Raw genomic sequence first — 25,052 nt, 5'->3', positions numbered from 1 at the left:
AAAAAGATGCCCAAAAATCATGCTACAATATAACTTAATTTTTGGTTAATGTATTGTCGTGAAAAAAGTGTTTAAGATTATATTTAAAATACTGCTGTCATTTGTTATTATCATATTAGTGGCGGCAGCGTTAGGCTTTGGATATTTATTATCCAAAGAGCAGACACAGGGGGAAGTCTCATGGCAGTCCTGCTATCGCCCGACATTTTGGTCATGGTTTAGCCTGCCACCGCCCGCACAGCTACAGTGTGCTGCCATTGAGTTGCCCTTAGACGATACCCAAGACAAAACCATCACGATCGCCATGACGCGCCTGCCATCAGCCAATGCCGATGCCAAAGACTTGCTGTTATTAAGCGGTGGACCCGGTGGTCACAGCCTTGACATGATCGGCTGGCTGTCTGATGATGAATACACTCGCACCCTAAAGGACAGCTTTCACGTTCTAGGCGTCGCACAGCGCGGTGTGAAGCCATCCACTGCGATCGACTGCGGTGGCGCACTCGAAGAAGATGGCGCAAAAGCCTATGTTGATGCGTGCGTGGCGCATTCAGGACTGGATTTTATCAAGTCCATCAGCACCATCCACACCGTACACGACTTAGATAAAATACGCACCAAGCTAAATATCGACAGCTGGTCGATGCTTGGCTACTCCTACGGCACAAAAATCGTCGCCCAGTACGCCGAATATTACCCGTCGCACCTAAGAGCAGGCGTATTAGACGGCGTGGTGGACACAAGCGAGGATTTATTTACGATTTGGGCGAATCAGCAGACAGGCGCTCAGATTGCTTTTTATCGATTCATGTCAAATTGCCATCAAGATGAATCTTGTATCTTTGGTCAATCTGATGAACAAAATCGTGAATTTTTGACAAAAATCGCCAAACTTGCCACCCAAAAACTCACCGATAAGAACAACGATCCTATCGATGAGCGAGCCATTCTAGGCATGATTGAAAATAATCTGGGTGATGAGCTGGCTTGGTCGGAGATGTATGTCATGCTTGATGAATTAAGTCATGGCAAAACGAGCAAATATAACGAATTGCTATTCATTCAAGAATTTGGCGAGCAGGATTTTAGCCAAGATGCCTTTGTCGGGATTAACTGTGCAGATTCCGCCCCAAAAGATCGTAGCAACTACCTAGACAGGACAAAAGCCATCGGCAAAATCGCCGCCTACAACGACATTGAGCGCAGCGATGATGAGCTGCTGGATGCTTGCTATTATTGGCCTTTTGATGGTGCGGATGACTTAGATGCTAATCTTATCAGCGATGCCACGCCAACACTACTGTTCGTGGCGCAGGCGCATGACTTCGCCACACCATTATCGAACGCCAAGAACATGGCGAATCGCTTTGGTGATTACTTGATTTATACGCCATATTTCGGTCACACCATCAGCTTATCAGGCGCCAATGCTTGCATCGATGGTGCGGTGGTTGATTATCTGATAAATGGTGATAAGCCTGATGTGATGGTTTGCCACTAATTAAAGCGCCATCAAGAAATCCACCAAAGCGCCCATCTCTTCATCGTTTAGCGCCAAAGGCTTGATGAGTGGATCTAAGTGATTCTTGTGAGCAATGGCGGGTGCATTTTTGATGGGTGGGATTGTCATGCCTGATTATAGATTGCCACCACACCCCGTAAATTTGTAAATAGTCGATGATGAAACCAAGGCTTTGAGCTGTATAGATTTCTTAAAGATGGTGTTTTGGATTTGCCAAAATCCTTAGCATCTGTCGTGACAGCACACTTACCAAAATCTTGACGCGGCCGCCCTGCTAGAGTCTGATTTAGATTATGAAATTTATCATCGCTCATTGCCATCCCAAACTGGCAATTCATACATCTGCCTTTGGTAAGAAATACATACAATCCCAAAAGCTCACTGCCGGATAATGCCGCACTGTCACCCAAATAATTCATCAAATCAGGTACGTACAGGCGTAAGAGTAATGAGATATGCATTCAAAGCCTGAGCAACTTGGTCAATCTCAATAGCGGTCAATGTCTCACCAAATACTAATTTAAACTTCGGCAGACAGCCTTTTTGATTCAAGCGCATTGGCACACTTTCTAGCGTTATGTCCATTTCGTTAGGAGCAGTCAAGGGCATGAGTGCCTGCTCAGACAGACTGCGCGCCCTCTCATTCCAAAAAAATCCTTGTGACTTAGAACTTAATCCTAGGTGTATCAAAGACTGGCTATTACGACTGCCTTGCCTGCCATACACGCCAATCGAAACAGCCCTTGGGTCTGAAAACCCATAAAGTGGATCATGACAATTGACATATCCAACCCGCCCATCTGATGATAATGCGGTTTCAAAAAAATAACTGCCCACCCAGAATGGCAATTGGCGTAGGCGGTTTATCATCAATAACAATCGGCGCAAGCTTCAACCATACCACACCCTCATCAACCGTTGGTGGATGCCATTGGCTGCTGGGCTTTTGATAATGATTGCGCAAGCATATTAAGTCATACTGTTTGTCTTTTTGGCAAAAAGCGTGGGCATGAACACCTATCAATCCCATCCATATCGCCAAAAGCCAGCCACGCATCAGCAGTCCTGATCTGCCTTACATGCCTGATACGCCATCGTTACGCCTTGTATGATGGACGGATAAGCATTCTCACCGTGCGAATAACCTGAATTAAACTCAAAATTAACTTTGGCATTGGGCAGTTGTTGCTGCAAAAACTCATACATCAAATACGCGTCGCTATTGGGCAGATCTGTGCTCGGCGCGTTCGGATTTCGATGGCGCGCGGTTAGCTCCTGCTCGCCTAGCGTGATAAGAACATTTTTGATATTAGATGTATCAATCAGCCCGCTTCTATGCCCCAGAATACTCTTATCGTTCCACCAGATTGACGGACTTGCGATCGCATAATGATCAAAGCTTTCACTACGAGAAAATAGCACATACAACCCAAACAGCCCACCATACGAATGACCAATCAGCGTGCGATAATTCGGATTGATGCCAAATTTTTTATCGAGCATGGGTGCTAGCTCATCTACCATAAAGGCATGAAAATAATCAGCACCACCAAAAGCCACTTGCTCACCTTTTGGCTCTGGATAATCTTCAGCTGGCGGCGTGTAGTCGTGCGTGCGTTTTGGGATGTCAAACTGCTTGCCTGAAGTATAGCCAATCCCAACCACCATGAAGGATTTGGGATTTTTTTCACTTGGCTTGCCATGCATCATCTGCGCGATGGATGATGCTACCGCAAAGAATGCATTGCCATCAAGCACATAGATGACAGGATAGCCGCTGGCAGGTCTATCACCAATGGTCGCCACTTGAATCAAATATTCCTTATCTGTATAGGATGGATGCATGATCGTCTCTTGGCTATTTAGCATTGTGGCAGGCTGCCAAGTCGCTGGCTCACTCACAGGCTTAGTCGCACAGCCTTGGAACATCAACGCCATCAAGCTGACAGCTGCTAACTTTTTTATCATGATTGGACACCCAATGTCATAAAAAGAGCGGAAAAAATCCGCTCTTAATGGTTAAAACTCATATTTTAACCTGGCGAAGTAAGATCTTCCCGGCTCGTTATAGGTTTGGCTAATCGTATTGTCACGCAGCTTTTGTTTATCAAATAGGTTATTCACGCCGATGCGTCCACTTAGATAATCATTGAAGCGGTAGCCGGTATTGAGTGAGACAATATTATGGCTTTTAACTTCTTTGTTGTGCAATAAGTCATCTTTTGCAGAGTTTTCGATGTTGTTCTCGGCAAATTGGCGCGGCTTTTGGCGACCGTATTGGGTAAAGGTGAAATTCACATCCCAATTATCATCAATGTCATAACCAAAAATCGGATTCCATGTATAATTTGGAATCATCGACAATGGGTTGCCGCTGCGCTTATCAATGGACTCCATCATATAGGTGACGTTGTTCGTCCAGCGCGCATCGCCCCAATTCCACGTCAAGCTACCTTCCACGCCTTCGATTTTGGCTTCAGGGATGTTTTCCCATTGCAGCAGGTTATAGGTCATGTCACTAGTAGTTCTGCGAGCCGTGTAGGGCAATGTCACACTATCAATCAGCGTATTACCTGCGGTGATCTTATCCTTATAATCACTGTGGAAATACGTCAAGCTGGCGTTAGTCATCGCATCACGATATTGAATGCCAAGCTCGGTGTTTAATGAGGTTTTAGGTTTTAGGTTTTCATTGCCTTGAAGCACACACCACTGACCTGCTGGCACAAGATAAATCGGACAACCCTGTCCACGCGTGCCCAACAGATAGCCATTTGAACTTTGATAAAGATTTGGCGCTTTATAGGCGCGCGCCACGCCTGCCTTTAGTGTCCAGTTGTCATTCAAATGATGCGTTAAGTTTCAGGCAGGGCTTAGGTCTGAGCCTGATTTGTTGTGATGATCATAACGCAATGCTAGCACAAGATTCGTGTTCTCGTTCGGTTCTAAGTTATCCTCAATGTACGCTGAAGTAATCTTTGAGGTGCTTTTGCCTCGATTGCCCGTTACAAAGGCATCAGCATACAGCGCATTAGCATCTGTACCAGTTAAATTACTTTCATCCATGTTCGCGGTGTCTGTCAGCTCATCTTTGACATATTCGGCGCCGATGGTGATTTTGTGAGGCACGCCAAAGGCAAAAGGGATACTCGTCTCGCCGTGGGCGCGCCATGTTTTTAGCTCAGTATCTTCAAAAGTCGGCGCCTCATTATTCACCGAACGTATCACCCCTTCGGGACCGCCTGCTAAGCTTTCGTCAAGACGGGTGTTTTTGGTTTGGTCATATTGCAGGGTAAATTTGCTATCACCCCAATCATACAGCCCGTCGTGCGTCAATGAATAGCTGTCTTGGCGCATGATGTTCGTCTCGGTGCCAATCAGGCTGTTTAGCAAGGCGTTGCTTTGGGCTTGGTTGCCTGTGGTTGTCGCGCTAGAGTCACGGTTGGAGTATTGGGTATCGCCAGAGTATTCATTGCCTTGGCGACCATAAGCAGCATCAAAGGTCAGTGCATGATCAGGATTGATCTGATAGGCCAGTCGCAGACCCGCGTCTTTATTCTCAACACCTTCACGCCCTGCTGCGCGTGCCAGATAGCTTGAACCATTAGCATTCGTATAAGGAACAAGCGGGTTAATGCCTACCGCATCCATGTCAGTCTGATCCCTTAACTTGCATTTGTGCCAAACTTCCCCTAACATAGCTATCTTTATAAGGACAAAGACATCAACTCATGGATAAATTCACGCCCTATCACGAAAGGCTGTCCGCCTTGCAGAATGCGGGTAACATCCGCAGTTTTCGCCTTCAGACGGACTTATTAAACCTCTCCAGCAATGATTATCTTGGGCTAGCGCGCTCACACCTAAAGGATGAATTCATCAGAACCCATCAGCACCACGCCGATTTTTGTTTTGGTGCTTCATCTTCTCGTCTTTTGACGGGTAATTTTGATGCTCACGAAATGCTAGAGCAAGCCCTGCAAGCTGCCTATGGGCGATCAGTGCTGACCTTTAATAGTGGTTATCACATGAATATTGGCATCCTGCCTGCCATTGCGGATGATCAGACGCTGATCTTGGCGGATAAATGGGTGCACGCCAGCATGATTGATGGCATCTTATTGGCCAAAGAGCGCGGGGCGAAATTCTTCCGTTATGCACATCAAAATCTGGCCCAGCTGGCTCAGCTTATTGATAAGCACCATGCCAATTATCGCCACATCATCATCATGACTGAGTCGGTATTTAGCATGGATGGTGATGTGACCGACCTGCAGGCACTCATCACCCTAAAACAACAATACCCAAACGTCTCGCTATATGTCGATGAGGCGCACGGCGTGGGCGTGTTCGGTGAGTGTGGTCTTGGCGTGGCAGAGACGCTGGGCGTGATGGATGAGATTGATTTTTTGGTGGGGACATTCGGGAAGGCATGGGCAAGCGTGGGCGGCTTCATCGTCTGTGATGACATCATCAAGCAGCTACTGATTAACAGCATGCGCCCTTTAATTTTCAGCACCAACGTACCGCCCGTCAACGCACTGTGGTCTGCTTTTGTGTTCAATCAGTCAATCACGATGCAAACTCAACGTAAGGCACTGCTGGACAATGCCAGATATTTTAGAAATAAAATCAAATCTTTAGACTATGAATGTCCTTCAGACAGCCACATCATCCCCATCATCATCGGCGACAATCAAAAGACCATTGATTTGGCAGAAGCACTTCAAGACAGAGGCTTTTATGTGCTGCCCATCCGCCCACCCACCGTACCTGTGAACACAGCACGCATTCGCATGTGTCTGACCGCAGGCATTACCACAGATCAGATTGATGAATTCTGCCGAACACTTGAGGAATTGACACGATGTTAAATGCCGACATCAGTACAGAATTCATCGCGCATAATTTTAAAAAAGCACATGCCACTTACGATCAGTCTGCATTGGTTCAGCATCAGATGTGTCAGCATCTTATCACACTCATCCAGACACGCCTGCCCGATGCATCGCCCAAGTCCATCCTAGAGATCGGCTGCGGCGTGGGCAATCTGACCAAACTTTATCACCCACTATGGCAGATAGATGAGCTCTATCTGAATGATCTGTACGATGTGCATTCTGCCATTGACCGCGCTAAGCTTATCATCGGCGACATTGAACACATCGATCTACCTAGGGTGGATATGGCGCTATCAAGCTCAGCATTGCAGTGGGTGAAGGATCTACCCACCCTGTGCCATCGCATTCATCACGCACTGTCAGATGCTAGCACGTTCGCCTTTGCCACATTCGGACAGGATAATTTGCATGAGATGAAGACGCTGACAGGCATCGGGCTTGATTATCACAGTCTTGATGACATCATACAGATGCTGTCTGAGGCTGGATTTGATGTCATCCATACCGAACAGACGCCTTACACGCTATATTTTGATCAGCCAAAGCAGATTCTACGCCACATCAAAGAAACGGGCGTATCTGTGGGCAGCGTAGGATGGACGAAGTCGTCATTGGCACAATTTTATGAAAATTACCGCAAAAAATTCGCCATTTTCAACGATGGAAAATGGCGATATCCTTTGACTTATGATGCCATCTATGTGGTCGCGGTCAAACGCTAGACGCTCGCACCCACACTTCGGGCTAAGGCGATGCCATCTTCGATGGACAGATAGGTTTTTTTGCTCGGTGTATCTTTAAACACCACATCACCATCTTGGAAAACCAAGCATTCATCCACCGCGATCTGTTGCCACGTCTCGTTTTTGGTTAAAGGGATGGTTACAAGAATGGTCACTTTGTCCTTATCGGTGGTCAAATCGCCAAAATTCACGCTCATCTCGCCATCAGACAGATGCGCTTCGCCAAATGGCGCCTTGCGAGTCAGATAAAACAAAAGGCTGCCCGCATACGCCAATTGCCAATGACCGTTCGAAATCAGACAATTAAACAACCCATTAGCGGACAGATAGCGGCATTGTGCGGTCAAAAAGGCAAATAACGCTTCGTCTGATGGGCGAGATTTAAAGGTTGATTTTAAGCGGTTTAATAGATAACAAAACGCTAACTCGCTGTCAGTCATACCCACAGGCGAATAATGTTCTGCGTTGCCATTGTCATGCAGCCTTTGGGTGCGACGAATGAAGCTGTCTGTCATCTGCCCATTATGCGCAAATGCCCACTGCTCGCCCCATACCTCACGGACGAAGGGATGCGTATTAGCAAGGCTGTTTTTCTCGCCGGTGGTTGCCTTACGAATATGCGCAATCACGTTCATCGCCTTGATAGGATGATGATTGATCAGATCAGCGACAGGCGACAGATGGCTTGGCTTGTTGTCATGAAATTGACGCAAGCCTAGCCTACCCGAGTCACTGCGCTCAAAAAACGCAATCCCAAAGCCATCTTCGTGATGATCCGTTCCACCGCCCCGCTGACGAAAGCCAGCAAAGCTAAAACCGATGTCGGTTGGCGTGTTGCAATTCATTCCAAGTAGTTGGCACATTGTAAATTCACTTATTAATTGGTGGGTTTGACTTTATTCCAGTGATAGCTTGCCAGCCGTTTCATCAAATCAGGATTTTTGACCATGATGTCATCGCCCGTCCGCCCTTGCTCACGGTTATAGCAGATGACGTTTAGACGCAGTAGCCAAAAAATCGTGGCAGAGTAGGCAAGCATGACAGGCAGGGCAGTTTTTTCGTTGTCGGTCAAGGGGCGGACGCTCTCATAGCCGTCTATAAAGGCAGTCATTTTGTCGGTGTTAAAATTCACGCTCTCGCCGTCTGTCGCATTGCCCCAAGTCGTACAAAAATCGTTAATGGTAATGGCAATGTCCATCAAATAATGCTCAACCGATACTTCGGTAAAGTCCAAAAGCCCCGTAAGTGTAGCCGTATCCCCCGAAAAATCCCACAAGGTATTATCAGTAAACATATCCAAATGACAAAGCCCCTTTGGCAAATCATCGGGCAGATTGGCATATGTTGTCCAGATGTCGTTCATCAGGCGGGCTTCATCGGTGGGCATATAGGCGGTTTCACGCTTTTTGACTCTTGCCCAGTCGTACAGTGGCACGCCATAGTTTTCGGCAGGTTGCAGGGTTTGTAAGGTCTCGTGCAGTGTCGCCAACGCTTGTCCCATAGTGTGGCACATGGCGGTGTCTGTATTGGTGGGGTGCCTACCTTCTAGCTTTGGCACGACTAGGATTGCCTTGTTTTCGTATCGCATGACGCAGTCGGTGCCGATGTCATCGCCTTTGGCGGTAAGCTTGACAAGCGGCGGGGCGATTGGCAATTTGTCTTTTAGGGCGTGCATGACGGTTGCCATTTTGATAATATCAGCAGGCACACGCTCTTCAAATAGCGTAAACACATAGCTAAACTCATCGCCCACGTCGCTGTCCTTCTGAATGAACCAGTTGGAATTTTTGACACCTTGCACGATGGGAATGGCTTTTTTAAATTTTACGCCAAACAAACCACAAAATGCAAAAAATTCATCATCGGATAGGTGGGTATAGACGGACATGGACTTTTCCTGCTTTTATCAAAAGTGCATATTTTAAAGGGTTTTTACTGATTTTACGAACACTTTGTTGGAATTTTTGGGTTTTAGTTATTTGGCAAACCCTGCCTTATCAGCTCAGAAAACTCACGACTGCTCATATCAACACACGTAAGGTGCGCTACATTCAGCATTGTCGCCATAAATATAAAGAATTTAGGTTGTATAAAACGGTCTTTATTGTCATAATATCGCAACATAATATCAGCCAAAAATGAAGAGAAAATCATGCTAGCCAAACGCCTAATCCCCTGCCTTGATGTTGAAAATGGTCGTGTCGTCAAAGGCGTGAACTTCGTGGACATCAAAGATGCAGGCGACCCTGTACAAGTCGCCACTCGTTATAATGATGAAGGCGCCGATGAGATTACCTTTTTGGACATCACTGCCACCTCTGATGGTCGAGATACGACCTATCACATGGTAGAGCAGATCGCCAAGAATATCTTTATCCCGCTGACCGTTGGCGGTGGCGTACGTAAGATCGATGACATTCGCAATCTGCTTAATGCAGGCGCTGACAAGGTTGGTATTAATTCTGCTGCCATCACCAACCCCGATCTTGTTAATGATGCCGCTTCACGCTTTGGCAGTCAGTGTATCGTGGTATCCATCGATGCCAAGCGCGTCACCAGACCAGATGGCAGTATTGGCTTTGAGATTTTTACTCATGGCGGGCGTAAAGCCACAGGCATCGATGCCATTGACTGGGCGGTGCAGATGACCAAACGCGGTGCAGGCGAATTGTTAGTGACCAGCATGGATGGCGATGGCACACGCCAAGGCTACGACCTACTGCTCACCAAGACCATCAGCGAGCTAGTCAACATTCCCGTCATCGCATCAGGCGGTGTTGGCAACCTACAACATCTGGCCGATGGCATATTACAAGGCGGAGCTGATGCTGTGCTTGCCGCGAGCATCTTCCATTTCGGTGATCACACGATACGCGAGGCCAAAGAATTCATGGCAGCCCAAGGCATTCCTGTACGACTGTAATTCTATTAGAATTCATTTGGTAATTTTCGCATCAATTTGGCATGAAAATCGCCCACTCCATGGCAAAATATGCTAAAATAAACGATGATTTTCACTCATAAAAATAGGCGAGAACATGAATTACACCAACCAAAAATCAGCCGTTACCCATCTAGATGGCGCACTTGACCAGAACCAAGGTCTTCGCATTGGTATCGCGGTTGGTCGTTTTAATGGTTTTTTAGTAGAGAGCTTGGTTGAAGGCGCGCTGGACGCCCTACTTCGTCACGGTGTACAAGGCGAGAACATCACCGTTGTGCGTGTGCCAGGTGCGTTCGAGCTACCACTGACCGCAAAGCGCATGGCAACTTCTGGTAAATATGATGCGATCGTGGTACTTGGTGCGATCATTCGTGGTGCGACACCGCATTTTGACATCGTGGCAAGCGAGTCTGCCAAAGGCTTATCGCACGTGGCGCTACATCACGACATCCCTGTGATTAACGGCATCTTAACCACCGAGAACATTGAGCAGACCATCGAGCGTGCCGGCACCAAGGCAGGCAATAAAGGCTACGAAGCTGCCATGACCGCCATCGAGATGGCAAGCGTCCTAAAAGCGCTATAATTTGACCTCACACTCTAGGGCAAATTTACGCAATTTGCCCTTTTATTATTTAACAGCATAATCGGTCATTATCACACAACAACGTAAAAAGATGAGATCTTCGCGATTTTTTGTTATGATAAATTACCTAATGACAAGGCTTTGACATGAATACTCCGACTTCTGACCAATCTTTTGACATTAACGAAACAGGCTATAAGACCAGTTATACCGCCATTCGTAAGGCACGTCGTTTTGCCGTGCAGGGGCTTTATGAATGGCTGATGACCGATTATCGCTTCGCCACTCAGCAGCGAGATCTCCTGGGCGGTAACGAACCGCACACCATCGTTGCGCGCACTCGCAGCGTGAACGCCATGCACACCGTACATCTTGGCTACTATCACGAGCTGATGCGTGAGATTCCGATGAAGGCAGGTGAGCTCATCGTGGACATCACCCGCTATCTTGAACGCAGTTTTGATAAATTAGACACCATTGAGAAGGCGATTTTGCTCATTGGTGCTTATGAGCTTAAGCACAGCCTGCACATTCCTTATAAAGTCGTGCTGGATGAAGCCATGCAATTGAACACCCATTTTGGGGCAACCGATGCACATAAATTCATCAATGCCATCCTAGACAGATATGCCAAAGACGTGCGAGAATTGGAATATCAAGCGAACAAAGCTGAGAAAAAAGCCAAAAAAGAAAGCGAGTAATTAAAAGGGTGGATAATTCTGCCCTTTTTTAAAATCATCAAATAAATAACCATGTCCGAATTTTCCCTGATCTACACCCATTTTAAACACGCCACTACACGCCACCCAAGCACCGTTTTGGGCATTGGCGATGATTGTGCGATAAGCCACATTCCGCCAAATAGCCAGCTTGTCAGCTGTGTGGATACGCTCGTGGCAGGACGGCATTTTGTTCATGAGACCTGCCCGCACGCCATTGCCTATAAGGCGGTGGCGGTCAATCTGTCCGACCTTGCCAGCATGGGGGCGACACCTTACGCCATTTTGGTGGGATTATCCTTGCCAAAAGCTATGGCGAATGATGATTTTTGCAAGGCATTTGCACACGGTTTGGCGGATGTTTGCACGCCCTTTGGCGTGGAGCTGATTGGGGGCGATACCACAGGCTCGCCTGTTTTGACGATTTCGGTTACGGCTTTGGGTTTTGTTCCGTCAAATCAAGCAATCACACGGCAAGGAGCGTGCGTGGGTGATGTGGTGTGCATGAGTGGCACGGTGGGGCTTGCAAGCCTTGGGTTGCATCGGATTTTGGACGATTTGAACGGGGACGGTCACGCCAACCGACCGCCAGACACTCTGCCCCACGACTTACACCAAGCCCTGCAATACCCTGCCCCACAGGTGGCACTTGGTGGGCGACTCATCGGCTTTGCAAGCAGCATGATTGACGTCTCGGACGGCCTGGGGCAGGACTTGGGGCATATTTTGAGGGCAAGTGGCGTGGGGGCGGTGATTGACCTTGATGCCATACCAAGCCATGCCCTGCTTGATGCCTTGCCCCACGCCCAAAAATGGCAACATCAAATCAATGGCGGAGACGACTATCAATTGTGCTTTACCATGCCTTCTGCTAAACTTGATTTATTCAAACAGCAAAATCCTGATATGCCAATTTATCCCATTGGGCACATTGTGGCGGATAAAAGGTTGGTGTTTTTGCGCAATAAAAAAGAAGTGGATTTATTGGTGAAAGGATGGGAGCATTTTTAATTAAATGTTTGCCAATCAAAAGGCGTTAATCATGAATAAATTTATTTTGGCAATCTTATTATCTCTTAACCTGTTTAATATAAACGCTATCGCTCAAAACACCCAAAAGGCGATGACAGATGCTCAAAAAAGTGCTTATGTTGACTTTCAGACCAATGCTGATATTATTCGTCTAAATCATTTGGTTTATTGGGGTAAATTGATTGATGAATATCATCAAAAAATGGGATATTATCCTTTTGCTAATCAATCAAAACACCCCATTTATGTGGAGATTGCCACGCCATTACAGCAAAGTTTCTTTAACGGTAATAAACCGCCTGCACCTGCAACAATAAAATCCATGAAAGATTTCGTACAAGAGTTAGAAAAAGGCTTGGGGCGAACCATTGATGAATATTATGACCCACAATATGCCCCAGACGGCAAACCAAATTTTTATATCTATATGATAGACGGACAAGACTATTATTTGGCGGTACATGCTTTCTCGCCGTTTTCTTTTGCTCGTCATATTGATGTTAATTATCATAAGGTGGAAATTTCTAATATCAAAAATCGCACGCTTAATATCACAACTTTGCAAGAATTATTAAACAACAATGCCTTTAAAAAAGCAATGAATAAGCCGATTGATAAGATTGGATTTTTTAATCAGCGAGAACAAAAAAATTTGCACAGCACCAAAGAGTAACTTAAATGCAAAACCACAAACCCGACATTCGTAAATCAAACCCTTGTCCGCCCTATCCGCCCACCGCCACCGCCTTTGAAAAATGCGTATATTGGCTAGGGATTGGCTTAGGTTCTGGTCTGCCCAAAAAAGCTGCTGGCACCTGGGGGACGGTGGGCGGAGCCATGATTGCTTTACCCATGCTTTTATTGGGATTTTGGGGATTTTTGATAATTACCATTATTGGCTGTCTGATTGGCAGTTATATTTGTGGCAAAACGTCTGATTTAATGAATACTCACGATGATCCGCATATTGTTTTTGATGAATGGGTGGGAATGTGGATTGCATTATTACCAAGCGTTTGGTTGTTGATAGGTATACCGGATGATAAAAGCGGATTGGCATATTGGCACCCAAGTTTAATTTTATTTTTGATTATCCCTTTTATCCTATTTCGTTTTTTTGATATTATTAAGCCTTTTCCGATTAAATGGGTGGATAAAAACGTCTCTGGCGGATTTGGCATATTGATTGATGATATATTGGCAGGGGTGATGTCGGCGGTGGTTATGCTGGTCATTATGTCTATCGCGCTATGATCGAAGCTACCTAAGCAATTGCCATCCATTAATAATCACCACTACCGAGAAATACAACACCGTCAACACAATCAGCAGCAGCTGGAATACACCAAGCATCGACGCAGGGTCATCGCCATATAATGGCAAGCAGGCGAGCAGCATGGCAATGAGAATTATTGATAAGGTTTTCTTGCCTGACAAAGACTGGATTTGGCGTGTCTGCTGCGTAATCCCATCATGCCCGTAGGATGATTCATACAAAGCCCCTAATGATGCGTCCTGCCGATACCTCTTAGCTTCATGATAACCGCACACCGCATACAGAGCGACACACACCAACCACACCGGTACAAACACGAAAAACAGATGCACGCCGCTCATTAATAAGCCAGCCGCCAGCATTAGCCCTGCCAGCCATGTGATGATGGCGCTTTTATTGATGTGATTCTTAACTCGCCATAGCGGACGAATGCCAACTCTTGGCAGGATAAAGTGCTCCGCCGCAATCATCGCCCCTACAGGTGCCATGATGATGTTAAAATACGCCATCAAGTCCAGCCAGCGCAGGAATATCAGCGGAAAGCAAGCAATGATGGTTGTTATCGTGCCCAAGAATACTGTCATCTTCACAAAGCCAATTCGGCATACACCATCGAATGCCAGCGTCGCTCGGTACAGGCTGGGGACAGCTGTCGTGATGGACGCCAGCACAACGGCCGTCACGCCTGCCACGCCAAGCACTGGCACCACCACACCACCAATATCTAGATTGCCAATCGGTACACCCATCAGTAGTGCGCTGGTCGCACCCAGCATTCCTGCACCTACCCACGCCACGAAGTGACCGCCGTAGGTTGCCCAAGCTGAATGATAACCATACTGCCATTTTTTGGCAAATCTAAGCGTGCTCATGTCGCCCATGCCTAGATGCAGGGGAAGGTTAAGCCCCCACGCAAAAGCTGCAATGTGCCAGATACTAAAAGGCTCTTTGCCATCAGGTGTTCTGCCCGTCCAGATATACACCTCAAAAATCCGCCAAAATCCCAGACCTTCTGCTCTGCCCATCTGCCAAAGCAGCGGCAAGCTCGCCAAACCACACACCACGAATATCGTCAATAGATAAGGCGACAAATAACGAGCGACAGTCGTGAGTCGATGAAAACCCAAAGTGCTAATCATCATCACCAACATGCCCACTAGCGCAACCATCCCAATGAAGGCAGGACTGTCAGAATACCAGTTCGTCTGAGCAGGTAGCCCCAGCGCAACATGTAATGCCTGCGCGCTGATGGTTAGCATCCCACCGGCAATCACCGCAAAGATGATGCCATTAACGACGTTAAACACCTTGACAAAACCCACGCCAGCCATGCGTGACAAATATTCATATAAGGTTAATCTGGCGCGCACCGCAACAGGACTGCACACCCATGCCCAGCTGAGCACCGCCAACAGATTGCCGATGATCAGCCCCATCAATACCGCCGACGGAGACGCACCCCATGCAGCGAACGCAGCCCCCACCACGAACTCGCCGCCCGCGACGTGCTCAGCACTATACCCTGCCGCAAAATGACTGCCGCCCAAAAGCTTGTTGCTGGGCGGTCGAGATGTTGGGTATTCTTCGCTGCTGTGCGGGTAGGTCATGATCTTATGAATTAGGCTTGTGGTGAAATTTTGCTCATTTTATCATAACTCACCGATCGGATAATTGACTATTTTTTATGATTATGATGAGTTTTGATCAATGACTAACAGCATGACGCACCACCTCAATCCACCAACCATTTTTAACCAATCTTAACACACCCTCTTAAACGCCTGCGACGAATATGCTAAAATACACCAATTTTATTCATCATTCACATTGGAAATCTCATGTTAAATATCATCATTTTAGCAGGTGGCAAAGGCACTCGCATGAAGTCGGTTAAGCCAAAAGTATTACAAACCTTAGCGGGCAAACCACTACTTCGCCATGTATTAGATACTTGCCGTGCATTAAATGCTGATAATACCATTTTGATTTATGGTTATAACGGTCAAATGGTCAAAGATGAGATTACCGACAGCGATTTAATATGGGCGGAGCAAGCCGAACAGCTCGGTACAGGTCATGCGGTGCAAATGGCATTGCCCCATTTGCCAAAAGACGGCAAAAGCCTAATTTTGTATGGCGATGTGCCATTGACAAGATTGGATGCTCTGCAAAATCTTATTGAACAAAACACGCATGGCATTAGCATGCTGACGATGAGTGTGGACAATCCTTTTGGGCTTGGGCGAATTGTCCGCCAAGATGATAAAGTCATCGCCATTGTCGAACAAAAAGACGCCACCGACGCCCAAAGACAAATTAAAGAAATTAATAGCGGTATTTATTGCGTGGATAATGCTCTATTGCATAAATATTTGCCAAAGCTCGATAATAACAACGCACAAGGTGAATATTATCTGACGGATATTATCAAAATGGCGGTGGCGGATAATATTGAGATTAACACCATTAGCCCAACGTTCGAATTTGAAATAGACGGCGTGAATGACCGCATTCAACTTGCCAATTTAGAACGCACTTATCAAGCTCATCTGATTCACGAGTTACAATTAAATGGCGTGCAATTTGCCGACCCCAATCGTGTGGATATTCGTGGCTCATTAAAATGCGGTAGCGATGTGTTTATTGATATTAACACCGTATTTATGGGCGATGTGGTATTGGGCGATAATGTACAAATTGATGCGGGCAATGTCATCTCTAATTGCACAATTGGTAATAATACCCACATTAAGCCAAATTGCGTGCTTGATGATAGCACCATTGGGGCGGATGTTGCCATCGGTCCTTTCGCCCATATTCGCCCAAAAGCGGATATTAAAGATAAAGTCAAAATTGGCAATTTTGTAGAAATCAAAAAATCTACATTAAACCAAGGGGCGAAAGTAAGTCATCTAAGCTATATTGGCGATGCTGATGTGGGGCATGATGTTAATATTGGGGCAGGGGTGATTACTTGTAATTATGACGGCGTGAATAAATTTAAAACGCACATTGGTGATAATGCCTTTGTGGGTAGCAATAGCTCGCTGGTTGCCCCTATCAAGATTGGAGCAAATGCCACGATTGGGGCGGGGTCTGTGATTACCAAAGATACGCCTGATGATAAGCTAACTTTAGCTCGCAGCAAGCAAAGCACCATCGACAGCTGGGCACGTCCGACCAAGAAGGCATAACAGATCCCCAAGATTTATGATATAGTGTATCAAATTTAAGATTGGTGTGTGGCGATTTCAAAGCACGCCAATTTTTTATGGTAATTATCTGACTGTTGATTTTGTGGTAGGTCATCAACTGTGGTTTGACATCAAAGGAACACTCATGTTAAAAGCCTATCTTAATAGACAAAACATCGTATTCTCATGGCAACGCTACGGCATTGACGCCTTAAATGGCATGGCGCTGGGCCTATTTAGCTCGCTCATTATTGGTCTTATCCTAAAAAACATCGGCACATGGACGCACTTCTCACCCTTAGTCACGGCAGGTGGTCATGCTCAGGCGGCAGTGGGTACGGCGATCGGCGCGGGTGTGGCATTTGGGCTAAAGGCACCGCCTTTGGTGCTGTTTTCTAGCATGGCAACTGGTCTGGTTGGTGCAGAGCTTGGCGGCGTGGTGGGCGCGCTGGTGGCGAGTGTGATCGGTGCAGAGCTTGGTAAATTCGTCCATAAGACCACACCCGTTGATATCATCATCACGCCTGCCATTACACTATGTGCAGGCATGAGCGCAGCGTACGCCATCGCACCCGCCATCGCAAGCCTGATGACCAGTCTAGGGCAGTTCATCGGATGGGCGATGGAATTATCACCCATCCTAATGAGTATCATCATTGCGATCACGATGGGAGCGCTTCTAACTTTGCCCATCTCTAGTGCTGCGATTGCCATCAGTCTAGGGCTGTCAGGGCTGTCAGCAGGTGCGGCGACGGTGGGATGCGCAGCACAAATGATTGGCTTTGCAGTGATGAGCTATCGTGATAACGGCATCTCAGGCGTGGTCGCTCAAGGGCTTGGCACCAGTATGCTGCAGATGCCAAACATCCTAAAAAACCCTAAAGTCTGGCTACCGCCCACCCTAGCAGGGGCGGTTTTGGCACCTTTTGCCACGGTCATCTTTGGCATGACGAACATTCCCATCGGTGCAGGCATGGGCACATCAGGTCTGGTTGGTCAGGTTGGCACGCTCGATGCCATGGGGGTTAGCATTTATACGATTGGGCTGATCGCACTGTTTCATGTCGTGCTGCCTGCCATTTTAACGCTCATATTTGCAAAAGTCATGCGCAGCCGCGGCATGATCAAAGATGGCGATCTCAAGCTCCCTGAAGCCTAAACTTAGCAGTACGCAATTAAGTATCGCCATTTGATAAAATTTATTTTAAAATTAAACACAAACTTGCTATCATACGCAACCTAAAAATTATCCATCATAAGGCAAACTCATGACCCTAAATGTCCACATCATCGACCACCCACTGGTTCGTCACAAGCTATCACTCATGCGCGCCGCTGAGTGCAGCACCTACAAATTCCGCACTCTGACCAAAGAGCTTGGCAGACTCATGGCATACGAAGCGAGTCGCGATTTTGAAATTGAGACTTTCAAGATACAAGGCTGGTGCGGCGAGATCGATGGCGAACAGATTAAAGGTAAAACCGTTACCTTAGTGCCGATTCTGCGCGCTGGCATTGGTATGCTAGATGGCGTGCTCGACCTTTTGCCTACCGCAAAAATCTCTGTGGTCGGACTACAGCGCGACGAAGAGACGCTTGAGCCTGTGCCTTTTTTTGAAAAGTTTGTCAGCGACATCGACAAACGTCCTGCCCTTATCCTAGACCCAATGCTTGCCACTGGCGGCAGTATGATCGCCACGATCGACATGCTAAAAAAACACGGCTGCACGAACATCAAAGCATTGGTGCTGGTCGCTGCGCCCGAAGGTGTTCGCTTGGTCAATGAAGCGCATCCGGATGTTAAAATTTACACCGCCGCCCTAGACAGCCACCTTAATGAGAACGGCTACATCATCCCAGGTCTGGGCGATGCTGGTGATAAGATTTTTGGCACAAAACAGCTGTAATCTGTATCCACACATAAAAAATATCCGCCATGTCGCGGATATTTTTATTTATTATTCATTCTAGCCAAATTAGCAAAACATCACGCATCGGGCAATCTTGCCATCCATATCGCCGTTACGGCGCAGATTGCCGCTGTTAGGATAGTGACCCACATCTTGTCAGGTGGTAATTTAAAATACATAAACACACACGACGCCGTCATCATGCTCCATGCCAGATACTTGGCAAAGCGTGGCATCGCACGACGCTCTTCCCAGTCTCTTAGCATCTTTCCGAAGATCTTATGGTGCATGAGCCAGCCGTAGAACCTCTCCGAACTCTTCGCCCAGCAATACCCCGCAAGCAAGATAAATACTGTCGTTGGCATGCCAGGCAATACCGCGCCCAAAATCGCCAATCCCACAAAAGCAAATCCAAGCAAAAAGAACACCCAACGAACCAGCCTATTGGCGTGTACGGTGTGTTTTTTGGTGTCAGATGACGGGTTATCGAACGAATCTTGCATGTATTAACAATCTAAATGAAAATAAGTACCAAGTTTATTTGAACATTATCAGCAATAGCCTATAATTATGGGGATATTGTAACACCATTAGATCCCAGATCGTTGTGTCATGAGTACTGATTTTATTAATGATTGTCAACAATCAAATTAATACTACTTATGATAGCACAAAGTATCGCATTTAATAGAAACGATTATCTTTATTTTTAAATAATAAGTCAATTTTGCGATTTTTTGGACAGTTTTTCTGCGGTTTGACCGCTTTTATCATAAAAATAGGTGAAATATAAGCCAACTTACCCTAACCGAAGCCCTAAAAGAACACTCCGGCACCACACATGATGCGGTGGATTATCTGCTCATGAGCATGAATCCATTCGCTAGCCATGACAACTATCGCAAGTTCCTACAGGCACAATACGAATTTCACAGCACCGTAAACCCCATCTATCAAGACGCTCAATTGGCAGGTCAGTTTGATGGTCTGACAGATCTTGCTCGCCTTGACCGCGTAAAATCCGACATGAAAGACTTGGAGGTTGAACCCTATGGCAAAGATGTAGAAACCTCTGTCATCACAGGCAGCGAAGCCATCGGATGGCTATATTGCGTCGAAGGCTCTAATGTCGGCGCTGCAATTTTGTATAAAGAATCAGGTAAAATCGATCTAAAAAGACGACTTTGGTGCATCTCATCTGGCGTCACACGCCGATGGTCGTATGCCGCACTGGCGCGACACCAAAGCCAAGATCGATGAGCTACCGCTCACAGATGAAGATCGTGCAGCCACGATGAAAGTTGCTGATGATGCCTTTGCTTACTTTAAGCGTGTCATCTGCAAGATCTACAACGTGACAGAATAATCCTTTATTTACAGCGTTAATTAGACCGCCAAGCTGGGCGGTCTTTTTTATCATCACAAAAAACACGCCCAAAGGCGTGTTTTTAAATGAATCAGTCAATCTCACCAAAACGACGTTTTTCTTTTTTTGCTTGACGCTTGGCGAAGAATACTTCTTCAACTGGCTTAGGTTTCTTGTAGCCGCGCGGCTTGTCAGTTTTGTCGAATTTTGGCTTATCGAACTGGCGCTCAGTGCGGCCACCACCAAATTCACGGCGACTGCGATCACCTTGGCGATCATCAAGGCGATCGTGACGCGTTGCATCATAGCCCCTACGTGATTCACGGTCGAAGCGCGGTCTGTCAGATCTATCATCACGGCGGTCATCGCGACGATCGAAGCTGCGCTGCTCACGCGGACGATATTCGCCATAGCCACGATCTTGGCGATCGCCATAACGACGTTCGCCACCTTGGCGCTCTGGGCGGTCATTACGATAGTAACCAAGCTCTTCATCGAAGCGGCGTTCAACACGATAAGGTTCACGCTCAAAACGCGGTTTATCATCAAAGCGGCGCTCACGATGATCATTATAATTGCGCTCGCCACGACGCTCAAAACCAGCATCAGCATGGCGATCACGACGATCAAAGCGATCATCACGACGTTCATTATAGCGCGGCTTATCGTCGAAACGACGCTCTGAGCGCTCAGCACGAGCGCCAAATCCACGGTCATCACGACGCTCAAAGCGGCGACGCCCTTCGCGGCGATCTTGACGACCGCGACCGTCTCTACCGCCTTTTTTGCGGCGTTCTTCTTGCTCGAATGGCGCGCGTTTTGGCTCTAGACCTTCGACCACCGCCTCGCTCATGTTGCGCTTTAGGTAGCGGTTGATGTTACGTAGTTGCCCACGATCATCAAAACTACACAGATTCATCGCCACACCCGTACGGCCAGCGCGACCACAGCGTCCGATGCGATGCACATAATCTTCAACTTGGCGCGGTAAGTCGTAGTTTACAACATGGCTAATCGCAGAAATATCAATACCACGCGCTGCCACGTCAGTTGCGATCAAAAAGTCGCATTTACCGTTTTTGACATCACTGATGATGCGATTGCGCTTACCTTGTGGCAGATCGCCATGCAGATAACGCGCCTTTAGACCTGCATCGGTAAGCGTCTCGGTCAGCTGCTCGGTGCTGCGCTTGGTAGCGGTAAAGATCACTGCTTGATTGATGTCTTGGTCGTTAAGTAGTTCAAGTAGGATCTTGTTTTTGTGATGGAAATCATCACAAAAATACACAGATTCTTCAATGTGCGCACTCTCAACCTTGATAGACACACGCTCAGGATTAACGGTAAAGCTCTCAGCGATTTTACCGACCGCACCGTCCCACGTCGCAGAAGACATGACCGTCTGACGAGTTTGTGGTGCATTTTCTAGGATGGTTTTGATGTCATCAGCAAAACCCATGTCAAGCATGCGATCCGCTTCGTCTAGAACCAATACGTCCAGTTTCGATAGATCGACACGACCTTCATTCATGTGGTCGATCAGACGGCCAGGGGTTGCGATGACAATCTGCACGCCCTTTCTTAGTGCGCGAATCTGCCCACTATAAGGCGCGCCACCCACCAAAGGAATGCTATAAAGACCACGCACATTCGCACCATAGCCGCGCACGCTGTCATGCACCTGCTGAGCAAGTTCGCGCGTTGGCGTTAGGATAAGCGCATAAATATTCTTCTCTAGGCGTTCTTCACGGCTTAATTTGTCCAAGATCGGCAACACGAACGCTGCTGTCTTACCCGAACCTGTTTGAGCGGATAACAATAGATCGCGACCGTCTAACGCATGCGGAATTGCGCCTGCTTGGATGGGCGTTGGATTGGTATAGCCGCTTTTGGTTAGGGCTTTTAGGATGGGTTTGTTTAGCTTCAAATCTTCAAAAGTGATGGCATCGCTATTGGCGGTGTCATTTTCTGTGGCAGCACAGTGGCTTGGCTGCGCATCGTCTTGGATGGCGGCATCGATATGATGAGTCATAATTTACCTTTTTATCATTAAGACCACGAGATGAGAAAAAACACAAGCCGCCAAATAACTGGCGAGTTTAAGGCTGAACGTTTTGGCATTTTGTCGGGGTAAAAAATGGGCAAGTCGCCCTCAAAATCATCGCGGCTTAGGAAAGGAAGTCTGCCACACGGCACAGATAAAGTGTGTTTTTCTGACAATTAATTGTCCAAACACGCATATACAACTCAAATCAAAAATGCGATGTCATCTTAGAAATTATCTTTTTGGCAAGATTAGCCTACAAGATAGTAAGCTTAAGATTATAACACAATAACGAGCAATCACCAAGGTAAATTTTTTAAAATATTTTTACCATCAAGGCACAAGGATTTTGGTGATTTTGCTTTAAAAAACACGCAGAAAATGCCATAATATCCGATACTTCCAGCAGATGATAATAACCTAGGGCAAAAGGAAATCTCGTGGTACAAATTCGTGAAGGCTTGCCACTTTTGGGCGGGGCGAACAGCGACACCGACAGCGCAACTTTGGCAGCCAGCATGGTCGCCAAGGAGCTTCACCCCGATTTTAAGGCTCAGCTTAATAACCCCAAGCTTACCACCACGCTTGATTATTCCAATCAAAGCCAATCCCCTGCCAGCATCAGCGAGTCAGACATCGATGTCGAGACATGGCTTGAGAGTGTTGCGGCTCGCATTGGCAAGGATGATCTACCCCTACTGCGCCGTGCGTGTGAATTCGTCAAAGTCCATTCCAACAAACCCCACGTCAGCCGCTCAGGTGCTTATGCCACAGGGATTGGCATGGCGGATATTTTGGCTTATTTATTCCAGGACGAGAATGCCTTGGTCGCCGCCATGCTGTATCGTACGGCGCGCCGCGAAGTGGTTAGCGTTGATACCATCAAGAATAATTTTGGTGAAGACATCGCACATCTGGTTGAAGATACGCTTGCCATGGGGCGACTCTCAGAGAGCATCGAAGGGAATAAGCGCCTAGAAGACTACTTTGAAAGCGAACAACGCGATCAGCTCTCCACCATTTACAGCATGCTCATCAGCACGACCAACGATGTGCGAGCGGTACTTATCAAGCTTGCCGAGCGCACCTTTGCCATGCGCGAGCTGTCATTCGCCCCGCCCGACCGCCAAAAACGCGTCGCTCGCGAAGTGATGACCATCTACGCACCGCTGGCGCACCGCCTGTCTATCGCCCAATTAAAATGGGAATTAGAAGACCTTGCGTTTCGCTACCTTGCCCCCGATGAATACAAAAAAATCGCAAGTCTACTCTCAGAGAAGCGCAGCGAGCGTGAAGCCTATATTGACATCGTCAAAGAAGACCTAAGCCAAGCACTGGCAAAAGCAGGCATCGACGCAGGAGTATCTGGCCGCGTCAAGCACATCTACTCCATCTGGCGTAAGATGAAAAAGAAAAATCTGTCTTTTGATCAGTTGTATGACATCCGTGCGCTGCGCGTTTTAGTGAACAGCAATGCGCAATGTTACTACACGCTTGGCATCGTGCATGGACTTTGGCGGCACATACCAGAGCAGTTCGACGATTACATCACCAACCCTAAGCCCAATGGCTATAAATCACTGCACACCGCCGTCATCGCCAATCACCGCACGCTAGAAGTGCAGATTCGCACCTTTGACATGCACTTTGAGGCCGAGCTTGGCAAGGCAGCGCACGTCAATTACAAAGAAGGTCTAAAAGCCAAAAAAGACGACTACCTTACCCAAAAAATCAGTTCACTACGTCAATTGCTCGCCAATGATAAGCCCGAGAATGGCGCAGAAGCCGAAGACGATCTTGATCTAGACAATGCAGAACGCATTTATGTGTTCAGCCGTGATGGCGATATTACTGAGCTACCAAAGGGCGCAACGGTGCTGGACTTTGCTTATTATGTGCACACCGAAGTTGGCAACCAAGCTCAAGGCGCGCGCGTCAATGGTCGCTATGTGCCGCTTACTCACCAGCCCAAGACAGGCGATCAAGTTGAAATCATCACTAAGTCGAATCGCGAACCTAATCGCGATTGGCTCGTGTCATCGCTGGGCTATATTCACACTAACCGTGCCAAATCAAAATTACGCCAATGGTTTAACAAACAAGACCGTGATAAAAACATCGAGATGGGTCGAGGCATGTTCTTTCGCGAGCTGGACAGACTCTCCATCAGCCCAAACCAAGTCAATCTTAATGACCATCTAGAAGAGTTTAACACCAAGAACGAAGATGAACTATTTTTGTCTTTGGTCATGGGTGATGTCGGTGTGCTGCAACTGGTCGGCAAAATCAGCAATAAGCTAAACCTAGGTACGCCGCCGGTTGATGAAGACAGCATTGAGATTAAGACGCCTTCTCGCCCCAATAAATATCAAATTGATCTAGATGGTTTTGATAATGTCGAGATCCATCTGGCGGGCTGCTGTACGCCTGTGCATGGTGAGCCAATTGCTGGCTTCGTCACGCTATCGCATGGCGTTAGCATTCATAACGCCAAGTGCCCAGAATATCTGCGACTGATCGAGCGCGAGCCAGAGCGTCAAGTGAGTGCTAACTGGCAGGAAAGTTTTGGCCGTTATCAACCCGTCACAATTCATGTCGAGGCCAATAACCGCCGCGGTCTTCTAAGAGATCTCGTCAATATCATCGACAAAGAAAAAGTGAACATCCATCGCGCCGAGACCGTCAGCACTGACGAATCAGTCAGTCACATGAAGTTTTATGTTGAGGTGGCGGGACTGGCTCACTTATCACGCCTCCTTGCCAAAATTGAACAGCAGCCAGACGTTCTACACGCCAGACGCAGCACCAACTAAGA

24 protein-coding genes and 1 pseudogene are annotated in these 25,052 nt (G+C 47.2%); 15 read left to right on the top strand and 10 right to left on the bottom strand.

Annotated elements, in window-relative coordinates:
• The first annotated feature begins 58 nt into the window (after positions 1–58).
• Positions 59–1,501 carry an alpha/beta hydrolase gene (locus AAX10_RS00815; RefSeq protein ID WP_046699577.1) on the top strand — a complete coding sequence of 481 codons (1,443 nt, stop codon included), beginning with the start codon at positions 59–61 and terminating at the stop codon, positions 1,499–1,501.
• On the opposite strand, the gene AAX10_RS10470 is transcribed toward AAX10_RS00815, so the two are convergent.
• The 5 genes and pseudogenes from AAX10_RS10470 to AAX10_RS10220 form a co-directional block, all read right to left on the bottom strand.
• Entirely contained in the window at positions 1,502–1,630 is a 129-nt protein-coding gene (locus AAX10_RS10470) for a hypothetical protein (RefSeq protein WP_257791629.1), read from the bottom strand.
• Positions 1,627–1,983, bottom strand: coding sequence for a hypothetical protein (locus AAX10_RS00810; RefSeq protein ID WP_149038818.1), 357 nt, complete (start codon positions 1,981–1,983; stop codon positions 1,627–1,629). Before AAX10_RS00810 ends, AAX10_RS10470 begins: the two co-directional genes overlap by 4 nt.
• A complete protein-coding gene (locus AAX10_RS00805; protein ID WP_149038817.1) occupies positions 1,946–2,410 on the bottom strand; it encodes a cytochrome-c peroxidase in 465 nt (154 codons plus the stop codon). Before AAX10_RS00805 ends, AAX10_RS00810 begins: the two co-directional genes overlap by 38 nt.
• A 168-nt stretch (positions 2,411–2,578) precedes the next feature.
• Positions 2,579–3,490 (bottom strand): alpha/beta hydrolase, encoded by a 912-nt coding sequence (locus AAX10_RS00800; protein ID WP_080946958.1) that lies wholly within the window; start codon positions 3,488–3,490, stop codon positions 2,579–2,581.
• A 51-nt stretch (positions 3,491–3,541) separates the two neighbouring features.
• Positions 3,542–5,173: pseudogene (locus AAX10_RS10220) on the bottom strand (FepA family TonB-dependent siderophore receptor).
• 80 nt (positions 5,174–5,253) lie between these two features.
• Between AAX10_RS10220 and AAX10_RS00785 the strand changes: the two are divergent.
• Together AAX10_RS00785 and bioC are read left to right on the top strand one after the other, a co-directional pair.
• Complete coding sequence (locus tag AAX10_RS00785; protein ID WP_046699573.1) at positions 5,254–6,396, top strand: aminotransferase class I/II-fold pyridoxal phosphate-dependent enzyme; 1,143 nt, start codon at positions 5,254–5,256, stop codon at positions 6,394–6,396.
• The gene (bioC, locus tag AAX10_RS00780; RefSeq protein WP_046699572.1) at positions 6,390–7,145 is read left to right on the top strand and encodes a malonyl-ACP O-methyltransferase BioC; all 756 of its coding nucleotides are present in this window, start codon (positions 6,390–6,392) and stop codon (positions 7,143–7,145) included. Before AAX10_RS00785 ends, bioC begins: the two co-directional genes overlap by 7 nt.
• Here the strand turns inward: bioC and AAX10_RS00775 are convergent.
• The gene (locus AAX10_RS00775; RefSeq protein WP_046699571.1) at positions 7,142–8,029 is read right to left on the bottom strand and encodes a class II glutamine amidotransferase; all 888 of its coding nucleotides are present in this window, start codon (positions 8,027–8,029) and stop codon (positions 7,142–7,144) included. The genes bioC and AAX10_RS00775 overlap by 4 nt on opposite strands.
• 14 nt (positions 8,030–8,043) lie before the next feature.
• The gene (locus AAX10_RS00770; RefSeq protein ID WP_036361836.1) at positions 8,044–9,054 is read right to left on the bottom strand and encodes a homoserine kinase; all 1,011 of its coding nucleotides are present in this window, start codon (positions 9,052–9,054) and stop codon (positions 8,044–8,046) included.
• A gap of 264 nt (positions 9,055–9,318) precedes the next feature.
• Here AAX10_RS00770 and hisF point away from each other — a divergent pair, with 264 nt between their 5' ends.
• The 6 genes from hisF to AAX10_RS00740 all read left to right on the top strand — a co-directional run bounded on the left by hisF (position 9,319) and on the right by AAX10_RS00740 (position 13,701).
• The gene (gene hisF, locus AAX10_RS00765) at positions 9,319–10,089 is read left to right on the top strand and encodes an imidazole glycerol phosphate synthase subunit HisF (protein ID WP_046699570.1); all 771 of its coding nucleotides are present in this window, start codon (positions 9,319–9,321) and stop codon (positions 10,087–10,089) included.
• A gap of 115 nt (positions 10,090–10,204) precedes the next feature.
• Complete coding sequence (ribH, locus tag AAX10_RS00760; RefSeq protein WP_046695929.1) at positions 10,205–10,696, top strand: 6,7-dimethyl-8-ribityllumazine synthase; 492 nt, start codon at positions 10,205–10,207, stop codon at positions 10,694–10,696.
• Positions 10,697–10,842: 146 nt separating this feature from the next.
• Positions 10,843–11,397, top strand: a complete 555-nt coding sequence (gene nusB, locus AAX10_RS00755) for a transcription antitermination factor NusB (protein ID WP_046699569.1) — start codon at positions 10,843–10,845, stop codon at positions 11,395–11,397.
• 51 nt (positions 11,398–11,448) lie between these two features.
• A complete protein-coding gene (gene thiL, locus AAX10_RS00750) occupies positions 11,449–12,426 on the top strand; it encodes a thiamine-phosphate kinase (RefSeq protein ID WP_046699568.1) in 978 nt (325 codons plus the stop codon).
• 31 nt (positions 12,427–12,457) lie between these two features.
• Positions 12,458–13,120, top strand: coding sequence for a hypothetical protein (locus tag AAX10_RS00745; RefSeq protein ID WP_149038815.1), 663 nt, complete (start codon positions 12,458–12,460; stop codon positions 13,118–13,120).
• 5 nt (positions 13,121–13,125) lie between these two features.
• Entirely contained in the window at positions 13,126–13,701 is a 576-nt protein-coding gene (locus AAX10_RS00740; RefSeq protein WP_046699566.1) for a phosphatidylglycerophosphatase A family protein, read from the top strand.
• A gap of 6 nt (positions 13,702–13,707) precedes the next feature.
• Here AAX10_RS00740 and AAX10_RS00735 read toward each other — a convergent pair whose 3' ends face one another.
• A complete protein-coding gene (locus tag AAX10_RS00735) occupies positions 13,708–15,330 on the bottom strand; it encodes a purine-cytosine permease family protein (RefSeq protein ID WP_046699565.1) in 1,623 nt (540 codons plus the stop codon).
• Positions 15,331–15,561: 231 nt separating this feature from the next.
• Here AAX10_RS00735 and glmU point away from each other — a divergent pair, with 231 nt between their 5' ends.
• From glmU to upp, 3 genes are all read left to right on the top strand, one after another.
• Complete coding sequence (glmU, locus tag AAX10_RS00730) at positions 15,562–16,917, top strand: bifunctional UDP-N-acetylglucosamine diphosphorylase/glucosamine-1-phosphate N-acetyltransferase GlmU (RefSeq protein WP_046699564.1); 1,356 nt, start codon at positions 15,562–15,564, stop codon at positions 16,915–16,917.
• A gap of 46 nt (positions 16,918–16,963) precedes the next feature.
• Positions 16,964–18,076 (top strand): PTS sugar transporter subunit IIC, encoded by a 1,113-nt coding sequence (locus AAX10_RS00725; RefSeq protein ID WP_226997783.1) that lies wholly within the window; start codon positions 16,964–16,966, stop codon positions 18,074–18,076.
• Positions 18,077–18,185: 109 nt separating this feature from the next.
• Positions 18,186–18,824, top strand: a complete 639-nt coding sequence (upp, locus tag AAX10_RS00720; protein WP_046697708.1) for a uracil phosphoribosyltransferase — start codon at positions 18,186–18,188, stop codon at positions 18,822–18,824.
• Positions 18,825–18,904: 80 nt separating this feature from the next.
• Here upp and AAX10_RS00715 read toward each other — a convergent pair whose 3' ends face one another.
• Positions 18,905–19,330, bottom strand: coding sequence for a YbaN family protein (locus tag AAX10_RS00715; protein ID WP_036361863.1), 426 nt, complete (start codon positions 19,328–19,330; stop codon positions 18,905–18,907).
• 346 nt (positions 19,331–19,676) lie between these two features.
• On the opposite strand from AAX10_RS00715, the gene AAX10_RS00710 reads away from it, so the two are divergent.
• Together AAX10_RS00710 and AAX10_RS10215 are read left to right on the top strand one after the other, a co-directional pair.
• Complete coding sequence (locus AAX10_RS00710; RefSeq protein ID WP_267284329.1) at positions 19,677–20,087, top strand: biliverdin-producing heme oxygenase; 411 nt, start codon at positions 19,677–19,679, stop codon at positions 20,085–20,087.
• Positions 20,050–20,193, top strand: coding sequence for a hypothetical protein (locus AAX10_RS10215; RefSeq protein WP_226997782.1), 144 nt, complete (start codon positions 20,050–20,052; stop codon positions 20,191–20,193). The genes AAX10_RS00710 and AAX10_RS10215 overlap by 38 nt, the downstream gene beginning before the upstream one ends.
• A gap of 91 nt (positions 20,194–20,284) precedes the next feature.
• On the opposite strand, the gene AAX10_RS00705 is transcribed toward AAX10_RS10215, so the two are convergent.
• Complete coding sequence (locus tag AAX10_RS00705; RefSeq protein WP_046699563.1) at positions 20,285–22,225, bottom strand: DEAD/DEAH box helicase; 1,941 nt, start codon at positions 22,223–22,225, stop codon at positions 20,285–20,287.
• A 452-nt stretch (positions 22,226–22,677) separates the two neighbouring features.
• Between AAX10_RS00705 and AAX10_RS00700 the strand changes: the two genes are divergently transcribed.
• Positions 22,678–25,050, top strand: a complete 2,373-nt coding sequence (locus AAX10_RS00700) for a RelA/SpoT family protein (RefSeq protein WP_046699562.1) — start codon at positions 22,678–22,680, stop codon at positions 25,048–25,050.
• Positions 25,051–25,052: the final 2 nt, after the last annotated feature.

The sequence above is a fragment of the Moraxella bovoculi genome (assembly GCF_000988745.2).
In the GTDB taxonomy this organism is placed as follows: domain Bacteria; phylum Pseudomonadota; class Gammaproteobacteria; order Pseudomonadales; family Moraxellaceae; genus Moraxella; species Moraxella bovoculi.
Note: the sequence above shows the minus strand (reverse complement) of the source record. Positions and strands in the feature narration are given on the sequence as shown.